Annotated in this window: 21 protein-coding genes, 1 tRNA gene and 1 pseudogene; 7 read left to right on the top strand and 16 right to left on the bottom strand. The window is 64.8% G+C overall.

The genetic code is table 11. The features are described 5' to 3' along the window. The coding region (gene mnmH, locus J7024_RS07730) for a tRNA 2-selenouridine(34) synthase MnmH (protein WP_234744962.1) at positions 1–431 on the bottom strand (431 nt) is incomplete at its 3' end. A gap of 64 nt (positions 432–495) precedes the next feature. Beyond that, positions 496–1449, bottom strand: a complete 954-nt coding sequence (locus J7024_RS07725) for a LysR family transcriptional regulator (RefSeq protein WP_124825778.1) — start codon at positions 1447–1449, stop codon at positions 496–498. A gap of 163 nt (positions 1450–1612) precedes the next feature. Between J7024_RS07725 and J7024_RS07720 the strand changes: the two genes are divergently transcribed. Together J7024_RS07720 and J7024_RS07715 are read left to right on the top strand one after the other, a co-directional pair. After that, positions 1613–3022, top strand: coding sequence for a M20 family metallopeptidase (locus tag J7024_RS07720; RefSeq protein ID WP_234744961.1), 1410 nt, complete (start codon positions 1613–1615; stop codon positions 3020–3022). Between the two features lie 34 nt (positions 3023–3056). Beyond that, on the top strand, positions 3057–4343 hold the full coding sequence (locus J7024_RS07715) for an MFS transporter (protein ID WP_124825780.1): 1287 nt from the start codon (positions 3057–3059) through the stop codon (positions 4341–4343). Positions 4344–4418: 75 nt separating this feature from the next. Here J7024_RS07715 and J7024_RS07710 read toward each other — a convergent pair whose 3' ends face one another. Continuing rightward, on the bottom strand, positions 4419–5471 hold the full coding sequence (locus tag J7024_RS07710; RefSeq protein WP_234744960.1) for an NADP(H)-dependent aldo-keto reductase: 1053 nt from the start codon (positions 5469–5471) through the stop codon (positions 4419–4421). A 191-nt stretch (positions 5472–5662) separates the two neighbouring features. Next, the gene (locus tag J7024_RS07705; RefSeq protein WP_124825782.1) at positions 5663–6100 is read right to left on the bottom strand and encodes a PaaI family thioesterase; all 438 of its coding nucleotides are present in this window, start codon (positions 6098–6100) and stop codon (positions 5663–5665) included. A gap of 168 nt (positions 6101–6268) precedes the next feature. On the opposite strand from J7024_RS07705, the gene J7024_RS07700 reads away from it, so the two are divergent. Continuing rightward, positions 6269–6751, top strand: a complete 483-nt coding sequence (locus J7024_RS07700) for a winged helix-turn-helix transcriptional regulator (protein ID WP_124825783.1) — start codon at positions 6269–6271, stop codon at positions 6749–6751. A gap of 334 nt (positions 6752–7085) precedes the next feature. Continuing rightward, a complete protein-coding gene (locus J7024_RS07695) occupies positions 7086–7709 on the top strand; it encodes a phospholipase D family nuclease (protein WP_124825784.1) in 624 nt (207 codons plus the stop codon). Between the two features lie 159 nt (positions 7710–7868). Here J7024_RS07695 and J7024_RS37450 read toward each other — a convergent pair whose 3' ends face one another. The 6 genes from J7024_RS37450 to J7024_RS07665 all read right to left on the bottom strand — a co-directional run bounded on the left by J7024_RS37450 (position 7869) and on the right by J7024_RS07665 (position 10498). Further along, a complete protein-coding gene (locus tag J7024_RS37450; RefSeq protein ID WP_425092612.1) occupies positions 7869–8222 on the bottom strand; it encodes a hypothetical protein in 354 nt (117 codons plus the stop codon). Positions 8223–8268: 46 nt separating this feature from the next. Beyond that, complete coding sequence (locus J7024_RS07685; RefSeq protein WP_124825785.1) at positions 8269–8742, bottom strand: VOC family protein; 474 nt, start codon at positions 8740–8742, stop codon at positions 8269–8271. Positions 8743–8904: 162 nt separating this feature from the next. Next, positions 8905–9444: an aspartyl-tRNA synthetase gene (locus J7024_RS07680; RefSeq protein WP_124825786.1), complete on the bottom strand. Its 540-nt coding sequence runs from the start codon at positions 9442–9444 to the stop codon at positions 8905–8907. Between the two features lie 16 nt (positions 9445–9460). Beyond that, a complete protein-coding gene (locus J7024_RS07675) occupies positions 9461–9688 on the bottom strand; it encodes a hypothetical protein (RefSeq protein WP_124825787.1) in 228 nt (75 codons plus the stop codon). Positions 9689–9895: 207 nt separating this feature from the next. Further along, positions 9896–10204 carry a phosphatidylserine/phosphatidylglycerophosphate/cardiolipin synthase gene (locus tag J7024_RS07670; RefSeq protein ID WP_124825788.1) on the bottom strand — a complete coding sequence of 103 codons (309 nt, stop codon included), beginning with the start codon at positions 10202–10204 and terminating at the stop codon, positions 9896–9898. Between the two features lie 132 nt (positions 10205–10336). Next, complete coding sequence (locus J7024_RS07665) at positions 10337–10498, bottom strand: hypothetical protein (protein WP_175760589.1); 162 nt, start codon at positions 10496–10498, stop codon at positions 10337–10339. Positions 10499–10524: 26 nt separating this feature from the next. Between J7024_RS07665 and J7024_RS07660 the strand changes: the two genes are divergently transcribed. Further along, a complete protein-coding gene (locus J7024_RS07660) occupies positions 10525–11268 on the top strand; it encodes a DUF695 domain-containing protein (protein WP_175750834.1) in 744 nt (247 codons plus the stop codon). Positions 11269–12122: 854 nt separating this feature from the next. Beyond that, positions 12123–12587: a plasmid fertility inhibition factor family protein gene (locus tag J7024_RS07655; protein ID WP_124825983.1), complete on the top strand. Its 465-nt coding sequence runs from the start codon at positions 12123–12125 to the stop codon at positions 12585–12587. Positions 12588–12664: 77 nt separating this feature from the next. Here the strand turns inward: J7024_RS07655 and J7024_RS07650 are convergent, their stop codons facing one another. Continuing rightward, positions 12665–13183: a GNAT family N-acetyltransferase gene (locus J7024_RS07650; RefSeq protein WP_124825790.1), complete on the bottom strand. Its 519-nt coding sequence runs from the start codon at positions 13181–13183 to the stop codon at positions 12665–12667. A gap of 297 nt (positions 13184–13480) precedes the next feature. Between J7024_RS07650 and J7024_RS07645 the strand changes: the two are divergent. Further along, positions 13481–14098, top strand: a pseudogene (locus J7024_RS07645) (phosphatase PAP2 family protein). Positions 14099–14381: 283 nt separating this feature from the next. Here J7024_RS07645 and J7024_RS07640 read toward each other — a convergent pair. The 5 genes from J7024_RS07640 to J7024_RS07620 form a co-directional block, all read right to left on the bottom strand. Continuing rightward, positions 14382–14457 (bottom strand) — tRNA-His (locus tag J7024_RS07640). A gap of 59 nt (positions 14458–14516) precedes the next feature. Beyond that, positions 14517–15503 (bottom strand): tRNA dihydrouridine(20/20a) synthase DusA, encoded by a 987-nt coding sequence (dusA, locus tag J7024_RS07635; protein ID WP_233409964.1) that lies wholly within the window; start codon positions 15501–15503, stop codon positions 14517–14519. A 131-nt stretch (positions 15504–15634) separates the two neighbouring features. Continuing rightward, positions 15635–15889: a hypothetical protein gene (locus tag J7024_RS07630; protein ID WP_124825794.1), complete on the bottom strand. Its 255-nt coding sequence runs from the start codon at positions 15887–15889 to the stop codon at positions 15635–15637. A gap of 54 nt (positions 15890–15943) precedes the next feature. After that, positions 15944–16141 carry a hypothetical protein gene (locus J7024_RS07625; RefSeq protein WP_124825795.1) on the bottom strand — a complete coding sequence of 66 codons (198 nt, stop codon included), beginning with the start codon at positions 16139–16141 and terminating at the stop codon, positions 15944–15946. Positions 16142–16292: 151 nt separating this feature from the next. After that, the gene (locus tag J7024_RS07620; RefSeq protein WP_006400187.1) at positions 16293–16508 is read right to left on the bottom strand and encodes a TOBE domain-containing protein; all 216 of its coding nucleotides are present in this window, start codon (positions 16506–16508) and stop codon (positions 16293–16295) included. Positions 16509–16558: the final 50 nt, after the last annotated feature.

Genomic DNA, 16558 nt, shown 5'->3' with positions numbered 1-16558 from the left:
GGCGCGATGTAGCGAAACCGCGTCGGCAGCGTGTCGAGCGTCGCACATACCGACTGGCGGTACGCCTTGTAGCCGCCGTCGAGCTGGCGCGCCTGCCAGCCGATCAGGTTGAACCAGGTCGTCATCGAGCCCGAGCGCTTGCCGCCGCGCCAGCAGTAGATCAGCGGCCGCCAGTTGCGCGGCCGGTCGGCGAACGTGGTGTCGAGATGACGCGCGATGTTGCGTGCAACCATTGCCGCGCCGACACGCGTCGCTTCGTACGGCGATACCTGCCGGTACATCGTACCGACGATCACGCGCTCCTCGTTGCTGAGCACGGGCGCGTTCAGCGCGCCGGGGATATGGTCCTCGGCGAACTCGAGCGGCGTACGCACGTCGATGATCTCGTCGAACTCGCCGGCGCGATCGAGGGTGACAATCAGGTTCTTCAATTTGGCGTCGAACAGGGGCGATGCGGCTCGACGAGCCGCACGGGCACGGAAGGCGGATTCACGATTATCTCACGCCCGGGCGTCCCGGGCCGCACGCGGCAACCGGCGGCGCCGATGCGGCGCTCATCACGTCGACCAGATGGTCGCGAAACGCGCGCACGGACGCGGGCAGATCGCGCCCCGCCATGGTCTGCACCTGGATGCTGCGCTCGCGCAACTGCGGGTTCGAAACAGGAACGATAACGAAGCCGTCCGCGTCGAAACGGTCCCGCACCGACAGCAGGCCCGTGAACATCACGGCCCCGGTGCGCTGCGCGTAGCGATACATCACCGCAGTGTTGTTGCTGGTCAGCTCGGGCTCGAGCATCAACCCCTCGAGTACGCACGCGATGTCGATCAGCTGGCGCACCGTCGTGCCGGCCTCGGGCAGCACGTGCGGGTGCCGCGCGACATCGGCGAGCGACACCGACTCGCGCGCCGCGAGCGGATGGTCGTGCCGCACGAGCGCGAAGACCGGCGCGCGTTCGGTATGTTCGACGCGCACGCCCTGCTCCGGCGCGAGACTGAACGTCAGCCCGATATCGGCATCGCCGTCGCGTACGCGCCGCGTCGCATCCGCCGGCGACACGACCCACACCGAGAAATCGACACCCGGATGGCGCGCCTTGAAGCTCGCGAGCGCGCCCGGCAGGAAATCGATCGCGAACCCTTCCGAGCAGGCGATTTTCAGCAGGCTGCCGTGCAGCGCCTCGAGCCCGCCGATTTCCTTCATCACGTGCTCGGCCTCCAGCAGGCTGCGCTGCGCGAAGCCGAGCAGCCGTTCGCCCGCCTCCGACAGCGCCATCCCGCGCGGCCGGCGCTCGAACAGCGGTGCGCCGAGCTCGCTCTCGAGCTTCGCGATCTGGCGGCTGATCGCCGACACGGCGACGTGCAGTCGCGCGGACGCGTCGCTGATCGACCCGGTGCGCGCCACTTCGACGAAGTACCGCAGCGCAAGACCATGCAGGAAAGCCGCCATCGTTCTGTCCCCGTGCCACTGCGGGCCGCCAAGCTTTGCCTTTTCGGCAAAGAAATGTTCGAAATTCGATCATTGTGACAAAAAAAACGGCTTTCTAGAATCGATCGCACTCCCGGTTGCGCGCACCGTGCGCGCGCCGGCAATACGATAGAGGAGACACGTCTTGAGCCGTACCGCCGCCATCCAGCACGCGCTGAACCAGTTCGAATCGGGCGCGTTCTTCACGACCCTCGGCCGCCGCGTCGGCCTGCGCACCGAAAGCCAGGAAAGCGGTACGGGCGCCGCCCTGCGCGCCTACCTGACCGACGAAATCGCGCCGGAGGCCGCCCGCCTCGGCTTCACGTCGCGGATCGTCGACAACCCCGTCGACGGTGGTGGCCCGTTCCTGCTGGCATCGCGCCACGAGGACGACGCCCTGCCGACCGTGCTGATCTACGGTCACGGCGATGTCGTGCGCGGCTACGACGCGCAATGGCGCGCGCCGCTGTCACCGTGGACGCTGACCGCCGAAGGCGATCGCTGGTATGGCCGCGGCAGCGCTGACAACAAGGGCCAGCACACGATCAATCTCGCCGCGTTGGCGAGCGTGCTCGACGCGCGCGGCGGCCGGCTCGGCTTCAACGCGAAGCTGCTGATCGAGATGGGCGAGGAAACCGGTTCCCCGGGCCTCGACGCGCTATGCCGCCGGGAGCGCGACGCGCTCGCGGCCGACGTGCTGATCGCATCCGACGGGCCGCGCATCGCCGCCGAACGTCCGACCGTATTCCTCGGCTCGCGCGGCGCGGTCAATTTCAAGCTGAGCCTGCGCGCGCGCGATGGCGCTCCGGCTGGGGCGGGCTGCTGCAATCCGGCGACCGTGCTCGCCAACGCGCTCGCATGCCTCGTCGATGCGCGCGGCGCGATCCGCGTCGCGGGGCTGCGCCCGCCGCCGATCCCGGCGGCCGTGCGCACGGCGCTCGCCGACCTGTCGGTGGGCGGCGGTCCCGGCGATCCGGCGCTCGATGCCGACTGGGGCGAGCCCGGCCTGTCCGCCGCGGAGCGCGTGTTCGGCTGGAACACGTTCGAGATCCTCGCGTTCAAGGCCGGCAATCCCGAACATCCGGTCAATGCGATTCCGCCCGTCGCGTATGCGCACTGCCAGTTGCGTTTCGTGGTCGGCACCGATTGGGAAGCGCTGCACACGCATCTGCGTGCGCATCTCGACGCGCATGGCTTCGCCGACATCGAGATCGACGTCGAACGCGGCGCACCGGCGACGCGCCTGTCGCCGGACGATCCGTGGGTACGCTGGGCCGTCGCGTCACTCGCGTGCACGACCGGCAAGAAGCCCGCGATCCTGCCCAATCTCGGCGGCACGCTGCCGAACGAAGTGTTCGCCGACACGCTCGGGCTGCCGACGCTATGGGTTCCGCATTCGTATCCGGCGTGTTCGCAGCATGCGCCCGACGAGCATCTGCTCGCGAGCGTCGTGCGCGAGGGACTGCAGATGATGGCCGGCCTCTTCTGGGATCTCGGCGATGCCGCGCCGCCCGTTCGCCGCACCGCGCCCGCCGCAGCCGGCGCCGCCCTGTAACGCGCTTCGCCCTTTCTCGGGACATGCTCACACGATGAATACGACCACCCTGACCTCGCAGGACGCCGCCAGCCCCAGCGCCGCGAAAATACGGCGCATCATCTTCGCGGCGTCGATCGGCAACGCACTCGAATGGTTCGACCTGATCGTCTACGGCTTTTTCGCGGTAACGATCGCCAAGCTGTTCTTCCCCGCGACGAGCGAGGCGACGTCGCTGCTGCTCACGCTCGGCACGTTCGGGCTGTCGTACCTGATTCGGCCGATCGGCGGTTTCGTGCTCGGCGCCTACGCCGACCGTGCGGGCCGCAAGGCATCGCTGCTGCTGTCGATCGGCATGATGATGGTCGGTACGCTGCTGATCGCGCTGATGCCGACCTACGCATCGATCGGCATCCTCGCGCCGCTCGGGATCATGCTGTCGCGGCTGATGCAGGGCTTTTCCGCCGGCGGCGAATTCGCGAGCTCGACCGCCTTCCTCGTCGAACATGCCCCGCAGCGGCGCGGCTTCATGTCGAGCTGGCAGTTCGCGAGCCAGGGCCTCGCGACGCTGCTCGCGTCGGGGTTCGGGGCATTGCTGACGTCGACGCTCACGACCGCCCAGCTCGAAAGCTGGGGCTGGCGCGTGCCATTCCTGTTCGGCCTCGCGATCGGTCCGATCGGGCTCTACATTCGCCGCTATGTCGACGAAGGCGTCGAGTTCAAGACGCAGGCGCGCTCCGAAGCACCGGTGCGCGAGCTGTTCGCGGACCAGAAGATGCGCGTGCTGCTATCGATCGGTGTGCTCGTGATCTCGACCGCGATCAACTACATGGTGCTGTACATGCCGACGTATGCGATCAAGCAGCTCGGACTGCCGGCGTCGACCGGCTTCGCGGCGACGCTCGCGACTGGTGTCGTGCTGACGCTCGTCACGCCGCTCGTCGGTCACCTGTCCGATCGCACCGGGCGCATTCGCGTGATGACGGCCGCGGCCGTGCTGATGCTCGCCACGGTATGGCCGACGTTCGTGTGGCTCACGCATCACGCGTCGTTCGCGACGATGCTCGCCGCGCTGATCTGGATCGGCCTGCTGAAAGCGACGTATTGCGGCGCGCTGCCGGCGCTGATGGCCGAGCTGTTCCCGTCGCAGACCCGTGCGACCGGCCTCGCGGTCAGCTACAACACGGGCGTCACGCTGTTCGGCGGTTTCGCGCCGTTCATGATCACGTGGCTGATCAGCGCGACCGGCAACCGGTTGTCGCCGGCGCTGTATCTGATGGGTTGCGCGGTGTTGAGTCTCGTCGCGCTGCTGGTCGCGCGTGCCCGGCTCGGGATGCGCTGACGACGCAAACGACGGCGGCCACGTGCGTCCAACGCGGCCCGTCGTGGCATCGCTGCCGCGCGGGCCCCACGCCGTTTACGGCGCCGGGTTCGGCTGCCGTTCGTGCAGCGCGTCGATCTCGGCAAGGATCTCGTCGGACAACGTCACGTCGATGCTGCCGATGTTCTCCTTCAGTTGCTCGAGCGACGTCGCGCCGACCAGGTTGCTGCGCACGAACGGCCGGCTGTTGACGAACGCCAGCGCGAGCTGCGCGGGCGACAGCCCATGGCGTTTCGCGAGCTCGACGTAGCGCGACGTCGCCTCGACCGCCTGCGGCTTGCTGTAGCGCTGGAAGCGTTCGAACAGCGTAATGCGTGCACCGGCCGGGCGCGCGCCGTTCTCGTACTTGCCGGACAGCCAGCCGAACGCGAGCGGCGAATAGGCGAGCAGGCCGACCCCGTCGCGATGCGTAAATTCCGACAGACCGTTCTCGAACGTGCGGTTCAGCAGGCTGTACGGGTTCTGGATGCTCGCGATGCGCGGCAGCCCGAGCTTCTCGGCCGCACGCAGGAATTGCGCGACGCCCCACGGCGTTTCGTTCGACACGCCGATCGCGCGGACCTTGCCGGCCTTCACGAATTCCGCAAGCACGCCCAGCGTTTCCTCGATCGGCACCGTGTACGTGTCGTCGACCCACGGATACGCGGGGCGGCCGAACGTGGTCGTGCTGCGATCGGGCCAGTGCAGCTGGTACAGGTCGACGTAGTCGGTCTGCAGGCGTTTGAGGCTGCCGTCCAGCGCTTCGGTCAGGTTCTTGCGGTCGAACTGGTTGCCTTCACCGCGAATATGACGCGGATTGTGCGGTTGCCGCGCCGGGCCCGCGATCTTCGTCGCAAGCACGATCCGGTCGCGCTGCGCGCGATGCTGCGCGAGCCAGGTACCGATGTATTGCTCCGTGCGGCCCTGGGTATCGGGCTTCGGAGGCACCGGGTACATTTCCGCGGCGTCGATCAGCGTGACGCCCTGCGCAAGCGCGTAATCGATCTGCTCGTGTGCGTCGCGCTCCGAATTCTGCTCGCCCCACGTCATCGTGCCGAGACCGATCAGGCTGACCTCGATACCTAAATCGCCGAGTGTGCGGTATTCCATGCTGTTCCTTCGCGGGGAGGTGGAAAGCAGGAACGCTATCACATTGAAGCGAACGCTTCAGATGGCCGACGCGGACGCTTACAGGCCGCCTTCGGCCGGCCCGCCGGGCAAGCAACAGGTATGCACCGTCCCGCGCGTGCCGCGTTCGCATTGCGCCGGGCCGTCGAGCCGGCCCGACGCCGCCCGCCTCCTCATTGCGGCCGCTGGATGAAGCACGTCGCCGATGCGTGCGCAACGATCTTGTCGTCCGGCGTCTTCAGCGTGCCTTCCGCGACGCCGAGCGAACGCGACAGGTGAATCACGCGCCCTTCCGCGATCAGGTCGACGTCGCGCGGCACCGGGCGCAGCATCTTCACGTGCAGGTCGACCGTGCCGTAGCCGACGCCCGCGTCGAGCATCGAATGCACCGCGCAGCCTGTGACCGAATCGAGGACCGTCGCGGCGAACCCGCCGTGCACGCCGCCGAGCGGATTCAGGTGCCGGCCGTCCGCGCGCGCGGACATCTTCACGTAGCCGAGCTCGACGCCCAGCGGTCGCATTGGAATCGTCTCGGAAATCGACGCAAGGGGCACGTCGCCCGACACTGCCGCGCGCAGCAGTTCGATACCGGACAGGGAAAGTGGGTTCATCGGGTGGTCTCCTGATTGAAAGTGCGTCGCCGCGCGAGTAAGTTCCAAATTGGAACTCATTATTTACAACCGCGCCGGCCTTGTCAACGCAACGCGCGCCCGTCGCAACCGAAGACGGGTTCTATAATCGGTCCGCTCATTTGCCGAACCGCCGCACGAGACTCGATCATGAAATGGGATGACATCGGTACGCTGAACTGTTCGGTCGCGCGCACGCTCGCCGTGCTCGGCGATCGCTGGACCATGCTGATCCTGCGCAACGCCTTTCTCGGCTGCCGCCGCTTCGACGCGTTCCAGGTGCAACTGGGCCTCACGCGCCACGTGCTGGCCGAACGGCTCGCACGCCTCGTCGACGAAGGCGTGCTGGTCAGGCGCGCGTATCAGGAGCGCCCGCCGCGCTTCGAATACCGGTTGACGGAAAAGGGCCTCGACCTCTACCCGGCCCTGCTCGCACTGATGACATGGGGCGACCGCTGGAAGGACGACGGCCAGGGGCCGCCGGTGCAGTTGCGCCATCGAACCTGTGGCCAGTTGATGCATGCGGTCGCGGTGTGTTCGGCGTGCGGCGAACCGCTCGATGCGCACGACGTGCAGCCGGAACCCGGGCCCGGGTGGATCACGCGCGAAGACGCCGGGCCGCTCGATGCATGACGCCCGGCGCATAGCGCCCGCTGCGCGCACATCGCGCGTATAGCGTCTACGTCGGCAGCGCAGCGCTCGCAACCGGCATTCGCGCATATCCGCATTCGTCATGCCCGGACCGTATGCGATCCAAGCGCACATACACGCGTACGACATCGCCATCAATCGATCGGCGCGATCATCGCCCCCGCACTGATATCGCTCGACGTCACGAACATCGCTGCATCGGCACGCGGCGCGGCACGCCGCAACGCAACGTGGCTATTCCCATTCTGGCGTGACCGCGCCGCCACGTCTGCGTTACACTCACGGCCCGCTGTCTCGAAATTATTCGCTGTCCAAGATGTTGTCGCGCAATCGCCTCGCCGCCACCTGCCTCGCCGCCTCCCTGCTCGCCACACCGTTCGCCGCCTTCGGCAAGACGCACAGCGAATCGCTGTTGCAACAGGCGATCGACTACATCGCGCAACTGCTGCCGGCCCCGACACATGAAGCGCCGGCCACGCAGGTCGTCGAATCGGCGTTCTCGCCCGATGGCGGTGCCGAAGCGCTCGTGCTGAAGGCGATTGGTGCCGCACGCAGCTCGATTCGCGTGGCCGCCTACTCGTTCACGTCGCCGCCCGTCACGCGCGCACTGCTGGCGGCCAAGCGACGCGGCGTGAATGTCGCGGTCGTCGTGGACGACAAGGGCAATCGCGCGAAGAGCAGCAAGCAGGCGCTGAACCTGCTCGTCAACGCGGGCATTCCGACGCGCACGATCGATGCCTATGCGATCCACCACGACAAGTACCTCGTGATCGATGCCGAACACGTCGAGACCGGTTCGTTCAACTACAGTGCGTCGGCGGCAAGCCGAAACTCCGAGAACGTCATCGTCGTCTGGAACAATCCGCAGCTCGCGTCGCGCTACCTCACGCATTGGCAAAGCCGCTTCGACCAGGGCACGCCGTACCGCTCCTCCTACTGACCCATCCCGCGCACGCGATCGCAAGCGCTGCTCGCGTGCAGCGTGCCGACGGCATGCGATATTCGCTCGCGATGTCGTCAATGATCGGCGTACATCGCACGCCAATCAACCTGGCCGAATGGCCGGCACGCGGAAGCTCGGGTCGCGGCGATCCACGAATCAATGGATATCGGGCGATCGCGCCACAAGTTGCGTATCCGCGGCACACCGGTTGCCCCACGTCGACGCACCGCTTGCCGTACGCTGGGGCATGTCGCGATCGCCGCCCGGCAGCGCGCTCAGCACGCAATCCATGCTGAAATTCAACGTGTTGTGGATCATCGGGTAAAGCAGGTACAGCGCAAATGCGAGATACCCCGCGTACAGAATTCGAGCCATGGTGCGATTGGATGAATCATTGATCTCGCCCTGTTTACGGCATCGCACCGCATAGCTTGAGACGCCGGCCCCCTCCGATCGCACCACCCGATGCAGCACGCGACGCAGGAAGGCCGACGACGAACGTGCCGACATGTGCTGCCACACCCGCCCGCCGTTCAGCACGATTTATGCGGCTCGATCACCCCCCGCACGGCGGTGCGCTCGCCATCGCGTCCGCGATCTGTTCGGGCGTCAGATCGCGCTGGTGCGTGGCGATCGACCAGCGGTGGCCGAACGGATCCTCGACCTGCCCATAGCGATCGCCCCAGAACATGTCGGTCGCCGGCATCGTGACTGTCGCGCCGGCCGCGACAGCCTGTGCGATCGCCGCGTCGGCGTCCTGCACGAATAGATGCAGGCACACCGGTGTGCCTTTCAGCGTCTTTGGTCCGAGTGCGCCGTGCTCGGGCATTTCATCCACCAGCATCAGTGTCGAATCGCCGATCGCGAGGCATGCGTGCGCGAGCCGGCCGTCGGGCGTCGGCAGGCGGAACCGCTCGCTTGCGTTGAACGCACGTTTATAGAAGTCGATTGCTGCTGCGGCGCCGGCACAGATCAGGTGCGGCGTCAGCGTACGCATCCCTTCGGGGATCGGGTTGACGGACGTGGCCATGGGTGTCGCTCCTTCAGTCGGTTTGTCGTGTAGGAAAGCGAGACGGACGCACGATGCGTACGCCTCCGATCCTACGACGGACGAGCCCGACGGAAATCGACACGCCTGCCGACATTTTTTTATTCGCCGACAGGCCGACGGGATTGCGCCTGCGCCCCGGAATCAGTCCACTCGACCGTCGCGATCTTCCCGCACCCCGAACTGCCGGCGGCACGCCTCCAGCAACGCGGCAACCGCGTCGAGCGGAAGGTCCGCGAACCGGTTGATCGGCAGCATCACGCCGCCCGGCACCCTGGTGCGCGGCGAATGCGCGGAGAACTGGTAGCCGATGTAACGGTTTCCCGCGACGCTGACGATTCCGAATTCGGTGACGTCGCGCCACGGCGTGACCGGTTTGTCGCGCATCGAGCCCACCAGCCTGAAGCCGGTTTCATCGACATGCAGTGCCATCTTGCGGCGCGATATCAGGAAGAAGCCGCCACTCAGGAGCGCCAGCAGCGCGGCCAGCGCCGCCACCTGCCACAGCGCCACGTCGGCCACATACCCGCACGCGGTCAATACGGCGAGCACCGCGCAGACGAGCGCCTTTCGCCTGAAGCTGCGGCTGTCGACCGGCAGCACCACCGGCAATGTGCCCGTCACCGTTCCCGCGACCGGGTCGACGTGCCAGACGGCATCGTTCGTTTCGCTTGCGTCGCTCATCGTGTCGGTCGCTCGATCAATTGCACACTTTGACTGCGCCGTCGGACGTGCACTCGTGGGCGGCCCAGTGGCTCTGGCCGGCCAGATGCGGCACCTGGCCCATGCCATGAATCGGCGCCGCCGACGACGATACCGGAACCGCTGTCGATGCGGTCTCGGGCGACGGCGATACGGTTTCGGTCTGGCAGGCCGCGAGCACCAGGCAGGATGCGATGGCCAACGGGGCGATGGAGTATCTGGGCATGGTCTCGTGCGCGGTTGCGTTATTCGCTCGTTGTCGGCGCGACGTAGCGCGCGCCGGCCTTCGCTTCGACCCGTTCGACACGGCCGGCAACGATGCAGGATGGTTGCCCGATACTACTCCTCGCGATCGGCGTGCGGCGAATGTGCAAGAGTTCGCGTGCGTTGGCACCGCATGCGCCCGCATTTGCAGCGATCCGGCGCTCGCCGTTCAGATTTGCGGAAGATCCCGCAACGTACGCGACTCGTTCGTCACGTCGACGTCGAGCTCGATGCCTTCCGACGCGTCTCGATACAGCACGCGCTTCAGTTTCGGTCCCACCGCCGTTGCGTCGACTTCGTCGAACACCGCGTGAACGTCGTTGCCGGCCGCGAGCGCGTGCGCCACCTCCGCCACCGCCGCTTCGCTCGGCGTTGCGGCCCATGACCGGTCGGCCGGATTGACGGCCGCCCAGCGCACGTGCGTCACTCGCGCGCTGAGCGGATCGATACGGACACCATTCACCGCAAACATCGACATCGCAATCTCCTTCGAAATTGTTGCGGCCCGCCGCGCACGGCGCGTCAGGTTGCGTGCGCCCCGGACTCGCATGCATGGCCTGCCGGATCAGCCGCAAGGAATCGCCACCGCACCGTCTCTTAGCCCGGTCGTTCAGGATACTGGCGCGATGCGGTTAAGCCGCTCGGCTATCTTGCGCAACGTGCGCCAGCGCTCGAATTCGATCGGCCCCGGGATGCCCGGGCTCACGATCAGGCGCGCATCTTCGGCCAACGCGATTTTCGATGATACATTGGGACGCTTTGCAACCGTCAACAGACAATCGTGCACGGGAGAAACACATGACCGACGCCTGGGGAACCTTCCCTGCCAGAATGGGCGACCATCAGGCCTTCATCAGCTTCAACAACAGCTATGCGGAAATCGCCGAGAGCGATCCGCGCACGGCACTGCTCAGCGTGCGCGTCACGCTTGCGCATCCGACGCCCGACGGCCTGCCGAGCGGCGACGAGTTCGCCGATCTCACGAAGATCGAGGATCTGCTCGATGCCGCCGTGATCGCGAAAGACGGGGTGCAGGTTGGTCGCATCACCGTCGACGGCAACCAGGATTTCATGTTCTACGTACCGTTCGACGAAGCAGCCGCGGCAGAGATCGTCGACTCGCTGGCCGAACAGACGACCTACGCGCTTCAATACGCGTACCAGGACGATCCGGACAAGGACACGTACTGGCGCACGCTCTACCCGACCGATGACGACTGGCAGTTGATGCGCGACATGCGTGTGCTCGAAGCGCTGCGGCAGCAAGGCGACGTGAGCGACGTGAACCGACGCGTGATGCACTGGGCGTACTTCCCGGAGCCGAGCGACGCGCACCAGTTCGCCGACTGGGCCGAAGCGAAAGGCTATCCGGTCGAATCGGTCGCACCGACCGAGGACGGCAAATCGGCCGTGCGGTTTGCGCACGAAGGCACGACGACGCTGGCCGACATCACGCGCCATACGCTCGCGATCAATCGTGAAGTACGCTCGCTCGGCGGCGAATACGACGGGTGGGAAACCAGCGTCGAGCAGGCTGGCTGAGCCGACGGCAACACGCGACGTGTTTTACGTAACCGGGGCTCGACAGGCTCGGGGGCAAAAACATCCCGGCAGCGCAGTGACGCGCCGCCGGGATCAAGGCATCACCGGCCCAGACCGGCAATGGGCCCAAGCGATCGCTTGGACACGAGGAAAGCGATTCATGTGGAGCAGGCGAACGGATGCCGGGGCGCGAAACGCAGCCTGCCGAACGCCTGTCCAGTTGCGCCGACGCGGCCTGCGTGCGTCGGGCGGCCAAAAAGCCCCGCTCCTGCGCGAGCGAGCGGGGAAACGGTTGACCGGGCCGGGGTAGATCGGTCAACCGGTCAAATTGTGAATCGCCGTCTGTGCAATCGTCTGTGCGGCAACTCACCCTTTCAACCGGAAAGCCCGTGTGCCGTGCGAATTGCGATACGCGCGATACGCGCCCGCATGCAGGAGCGGCGGCCGGTGCCAGCACTGCCGCCGAGATGCCCGGGCAGGTGGAAGATGAAGCGGCAATCGGGATACTCTATCTCAAGTCCCGGCGACATCATTTTTCTCCGGCCACTCCGCCCGTTGGTGCTTGTGATGTCTCATGCCTGTCCGGTTTCACTCGCTGTGTGAATCTTGTGTGACTTTCGTAGCACGTGTCATTCGGACCGGCGGTATCGCGATATTCTCGCAAGATGTCGACTGAATACGCACGACCGGATCGCTCCAGCAACTGCTTCGAGAACGGTTCCTTGCGCCGTTCGGTCATACATGATTTCGCCGTTCGTATTCCGGGTATCCGCCGGCTACGCGGCCGTGGCCGTAGCCGTGATCGCGCTACTACACTCCCCCACAAAAAATCGCACGCGCCATCAGAGAAAATAATGACACTCGCTCGGGCACAACAAGACGGCGTGGAGGTCTGGATCGTCCAGCTTCCCGGGCACGCTGCCTATGCCTATACGCATCTGAAGCGGGTATTCGCCTCCGACGATTCGCGACATCGTGTCGTGACGGTCGACCTGCGGAAACTGCTGGCCTGCGCCGACCGCGACACGACCGATTATGTGCTGCCGTCGGTGCAGTACTGGGCGCCGGGCAAGGCTGCCGGCATTCGCGAATTCCTCGACCCGGAGGCGGCGAGGATTCCGGACATGCCGTTCATCACGTTTCGCGAGACGAGAGCGCGGACGCTGCTCGGCATCACGGGCCTGTCGAAAATCGGTGTCGCGTCGTTCCGCAACGGCCAGCATCGTGCGCGTTATCTCGCGTATGCGGGAGCGACGAGCCTACCCGTCGAAGTACATGAAACCGAGGCGGATTTGCTCGTGCGTTATTGCGGCGAATAACAGCCTATGGACGGCGGTATTCCGGGAAGGACATGTCGCGTGCAGCCGTTCTGTTTACTGCCTGCCAATCTCCGGCTTTACGCCTCGATTACGTAGACCCGGTCGGTAACCTCCGTCCGGCCGATGTAGCTCGTTTCGACAGTGAGTAATTGCCAGCCATTGTGTTCGTAGAAACCGATCGCGCGAACATTGTCGTCGAGCACGGACAGATGAACCTTGTCCGAGCCGATATTTCGGGCCCACCCGCGAACGGCTTCGACCATCCGCTTTCCCGTACCGCCTCCGTGATGGGCAGGATGCACGTGAAGGCAATCGAGCAGAACGCCACGCGCCGAATCGACCGGCCTTTCGGCGCTCACGAAACCGACCGGAACGCGATCCGATTCCGCAATCAGCACGAGGCCCCACTCCGCTTCGTCGCGATCGAAATAATTTCGCCAGCGGGTTGCGTGTTCCGTCGGCGCGTCGTCCGACAGAAACGTTGCCGGAAGGATATGGCTATACGCGCTCTGCCAGCTCAGCGTGTGCAAGCGAGCGATGTGTTCGGCATCGTGTGGTGTCGCGCTGCGCAGAATGACGGTTCGGTTTTCCGGCATGCGTGGTCACTCCCGTTGTGTGATCGTGGTCGGGAAAGTGTAGCAAGCTACGATATTTCAACGGCGAGTTGAATGGCGAATCGGGCGAGATGGAGCAGCAAAAAAATGTCCCGACGCCTTCCGGGCGTCGGGACCGAACGGCCCTGCAAAGCTGCGGGCACGAGGAATTCGACAGGTTACACGAATGCAAGACTGTGAAGCGTTGGCGATTTGCGCCACACCTCGGTTCTATTCCGCCAATTTGCGTGCCGATGATCGTTTTACGATCACCGCTTTACGCCGCGGATTCACGAACGAATGCTGAATCGGTCAACCTGGAATGTGCGAATGATGGGCGTCGACATCAGGCTGCGCGTTCAAGACTTGCCTGTCCGCCTTGCGTGGCAAATACAGCACCTTGCCGCCAGTCGTGTCGTTGTGACGATTTACGAGAGCTATATCCCGCAGGCGCTACTGACGATCGCCGTACTTGGATCGGCGAAGCGCGATCGGGATCTCACGGAGTTTCTGTTGTTGTTCGTGGGAATTGCCGTCGTCACGGTCCTGCTGTCTGCGCCGTTTCCCGCATCGAATCCCATGATCCACTTCGGACTCCAGGGACCATACGACGATTCCCTGGTTTCGCTGTTTCAGACGTTACGAGATGGATCGCTAAAAGCATTCGATCTGTAAAAGCGACGGGAAATCATCTCGATACCCTCCCTGCATGCTGCCGATGCCATTCTGTTTGAGTATGCATTACGGCACGTTCGATGGCTCTTTCCCGCTTCCGTCGTTTGGAACACCACGATGATTTATTCCGCCATTCAATTCGGCGCGCATTGCTTGGTCGACATCGTGGCCGGGCTGGCGCTTTCCGTAACGTCGGTCATGATTGTGCGCCGCTGGCTGCGCAAGAGTCTTCCTGTCGCCTGATGGTGAATGCGCCGCGACAATCAGTGGCGTAGCAGAGAAACAGCCTAGCGCCCGCCACCGAAACGATCGATGCACGCTTTACAAGCATGCGTCGGCGATGACGGCGGCCGTTTGCGCGAAGCGACTCGGATACGACATCGAGATGTTCGTGGCAACGAACGCGAAATGAAGTGATGGCGAGCAGAACGCTCTGGAGAAAAGCGAGGTTCGAATCGGCGCGATTGCCCCGAGCGTCCGCGGAAAGCAAAACAGGCGCCGAAGCGCCTGTTTTGCTTGAGAATTTTGGGGTGGCTGATGGGACTCGAACCCACGACGACAGGAATCACAATCCTGGACTCTACCAACTGAGCTACAGCCACCACTGATACTGCCTTGTTTCTTCGCTGTTTCGTTTCGTGTTCAGCAGCGAAGAACAAGATTATACGAAGACTTTTCCGTCTTGCAAAGCATTTTTTTCAAAATTTTCGATGGCGTCGTTCAGATGCATGCGTGCCTCGTCGAACACGGCCAGATCGCCACGCGCGAGTTTCTTGTTGTCGGACAGCACGCGACGCCAGCCGCGTGCCCCGGCGACACCACGATAGAGTCCGAGCGCATGCCGGACGATCGCACCGAGATACGTGCCGCGCTTCAGTTCCGCCGCGCAGTATTCGATCAGTTGCGCCTCGGCCTCTTCACGCGTCGGCACCGCTGCGGTCGACCCATAGAAGCGCGCATCGACTGCCGCGAGCACATACGGATTGTGATACGCCTCACGCCCGAGCATTACGCCGTCGACGTGCTCGAGATGCAGCGCGACTTCGTCGAGCGTCTTGATCCCGCCGTTGATCACGATCTCCAGCGACGGGAAATCGCGCTTCAACTGATAGGCATAGTCGTACTTGAGCGGCGGGATCTCGCGGTTCTCTTTCGGCGACAGCCCCTTCAGGATCGCATTGCGCGCGTGCACGACGAACGTCTCGCAGCCCGCTTCCGCAACCGTGCCCACGAAGTCGCGCACGAACGCGTAATCCTCGACCGCGTCGACGCCGATCCGGTGCTTGACCGTCACCGGCACCGACACCGCATCGCGCATCGCCTTCACGCAGTCGGCCACCAGTTGCGGCTCGTTCATCAGGCACGCGCCGAATGCACCACGCTGCACGCGCTCGGACGGGCATCCGCAATTCAGGTTGATCTCGTCATAACCCCACTGCTCGCCGAGTTTCGCCGCGCGTGCGAGGTCGTCCCGTTCGCTGCCGCCGAGTTGCAGCGCGACCGGCGATTCGTTCGGCGTGAACGCGAGGTGCCGCTGGGCATCGCCGAACAGCAGCGCGCCCGTCGTGATCATTTCCGTATACAGCCAAGTGTCGCGCGTCAGCGTGCGATGGAACGACCGGCAATGACGGTCGGTCCAGTCGAGCATAGGCGCCACGGAAACGCGGCGGGGAGGAAGCGAGGACGGTGCGGACATGGAATCGGGGCAGCAAGCGGGCGCGGGAGACAACCCGGGATTCTACCGCAACGCGGTCGGGCCGGCCCGCCAGCCGGAATCGGCTAGGCCTGGCCGCCCTCGCCCAGTTCGGCATCGACGGCTCGCCGCGCCTCCTCGAGCACGCGTTCGATCACGCGCCGTTCGGTCAGCAGCACCCCGTCGACCTTCACGAGCCGCCAGTCGATCCGCACGACACCACCTTGCAGCACGCGATAGTGGGCATGCTCGCCGTCCCAGACCTGCTCGGTCTTTACCTCGATCTCGAAGCCGCGGTACGGCTCGCTGAAATCGCCGAGATCGCTACCTCTCGGTTCCATCGCTCGCTCCGTGACGACGCAGCGCCGGGCCGCCCTGCGGCCGGCGCCGTGCCCTCAATCATATTCGTTAGACAAAACGGATTTGCCGTCGTCGGTGAGGTCGACGCGGTCGGCAGCCGCCTGATAGATCAGCCCTTCGTTCAGCAACGCATAGACGACGTCGTCGAACGCAGCAGGAACCGGCCGGCTGTCGCCGAACTGGTCGATCCACTTCAGCGCCTCGATGGCTTCAGGAGAAAGGATGGGGGTCATGCGTTGGCCTCCGGCATCGGTGTCGTTCCATCCTAGCACTTCATATCGACATCGAATACCGCGGCAAACGCGCGACGGAATAACCACGCGCCGTGGCCAGGCGGACGGACGAGCGGTCGGCCCGTCCGCGCCGCCCGGCGGCGGCACGCACTCAGAGGCGCGCGATCGAGACTTCGGTCGACTTCACGAGCGCGACGACTTCCGCGCCAACCTTCAGTTCGAGTTCGTCGACCGAACGGGTCGTGATCACCGACGTGACGATGCCGAACGGCGTCTCGACGTCGACCTCGGACACCACGGGCCCGCGAATGATCTCCTTCACCTTGCCTTTGAACTGGTTACGCACGTTGATTGCAGTGATGCTCATCGGGTTGATCGCTCCGAAGAAAAAGTCTGAGGACGAACGGCGGGTGCCGC

This window comes from Burkholderia sp. WTPI3 (assembly GCF_021483755.1).
Lineage (GTDB): Bacteria > Pseudomonadota > Gammaproteobacteria > Burkholderiales > Burkholderiaceae > Burkholderia.
Note: the sequence above shows the minus strand (reverse complement) of the source record. Positions and strands in the feature narration are given on the sequence as shown.

Excerpts from the sequence above, each read along its gene's own strand:
- J7024_RS07685 (WP_124825785.1), bottom strand. The coding sequence starts at position 8,742 with ATGGCCACGTCCGTCAACCCGATCCCCGAAGGGATGCGTACGCTGACG.
- J7024_RS07705 (WP_124825782.1), bottom strand. The coding sequence starts at position 6,100 with ATGAACCCACTTTCCCTGTCCGGTATCGAACTGCTGCGCGCGGCAGTG.
- J7024_RS07660 (WP_175750834.1), top strand. The coding sequence starts at position 10,525 with ATGACCGACGCCTGGGGAACCTTCCCTGCCAGAATGGGCGACCATCAG.
- J7024_RS07670 (WP_124825788.1), bottom strand. The coding sequence starts at position 10,204 with ATGTCGATGTTTGCGGTGAATGGTGTCCGTATCGATCCGCTCAGCGCG.
- J7024_RS07625 (WP_124825795.1), bottom strand. The coding sequence starts at position 16,141 with ATGACCCCCATCCTTTCTCCTGAAGCCATCGAGGCGCTGAAGTGGATC.
- J7024_RS07700 (WP_124825783.1), top strand. The coding sequence starts at position 6,269 with ATGAAATGGGATGACATCGGTACGCTGAACTGTTCGGTCGCGCGCACG.
- J7024_RS07725 (WP_124825778.1), bottom strand. The coding sequence starts at position 1,449 with ATGGCGGCTTTCCTGCATGGTCTTGCGCTGCGGTACTTCGTCGAAGTG.
- J7024_RS07675 (WP_124825787.1), bottom strand. The coding sequence starts at position 9,688 with ATGCCCAGATACTCCATCGCCCCGTTGGCCATCGCATCCTGCCTGGTG.
- J7024_RS07620 (WP_006400187.1), bottom strand. The coding sequence starts at position 16,508 with ATGAGCATCACTGCAATCAACGTGCGTAACCAGTTCAAAGGCAAGGTG.
- J7024_RS07655 (WP_124825983.1), top strand. The coding sequence starts at position 12,123 with ATGACACTCGCTCGGGCACAACAAGACGGCGTGGAGGTCTGGATCGTC.
- J7024_RS07715 (WP_124825780.1), top strand. The coding sequence starts at position 3,057 with ATGAATACGACCACCCTGACCTCGCAGGACGCCGCCAGCCCCAGCGCC.
- J7024_RS07650 (WP_124825790.1), bottom strand. The coding sequence starts at position 13,183 with ATGCCGGAAAACCGAACCGTCATTCTGCGCAGCGCGACACCACACGAT.
- J7024_RS07630 (WP_124825794.1), bottom strand. The coding sequence starts at position 15,889 with ATGGAACCGAGAGGTAGCGATCTCGGCGATTTCAGCGAGCCGTACCGC.
- J7024_RS07695 (WP_124825784.1), top strand. The coding sequence starts at position 7,086 with ATGTTGTCGCGCAATCGCCTCGCCGCCACCTGCCTCGCCGCCTCCCTG.
- J7024_RS07680 (WP_124825786.1), bottom strand. The coding sequence starts at position 9,444 with ATGAGCGACGCAAGCGAAACGAACGATGCCGTCTGGCACGTCGACCCG.
- J7024_RS07710 (WP_234744960.1), bottom strand. The coding sequence starts at position 5,471 with ATGGAATACCGCACACTCGGCGATTTAGGTATCGAGGTCAGCCTGATC.
- dusA (WP_233409964.1), bottom strand. The coding sequence starts at position 15,503 with ATGCTCGACTGGACCGACCGTCATTGCCGGTCGTTCCATCGCACGCTG.
- J7024_RS37450 (WP_425092612.1), bottom strand. The coding sequence starts at position 8,222 with ATGTCGGCACGTTCGTCGTCGGCCTTCCTGCGTCGCGTGCTGCATCGG.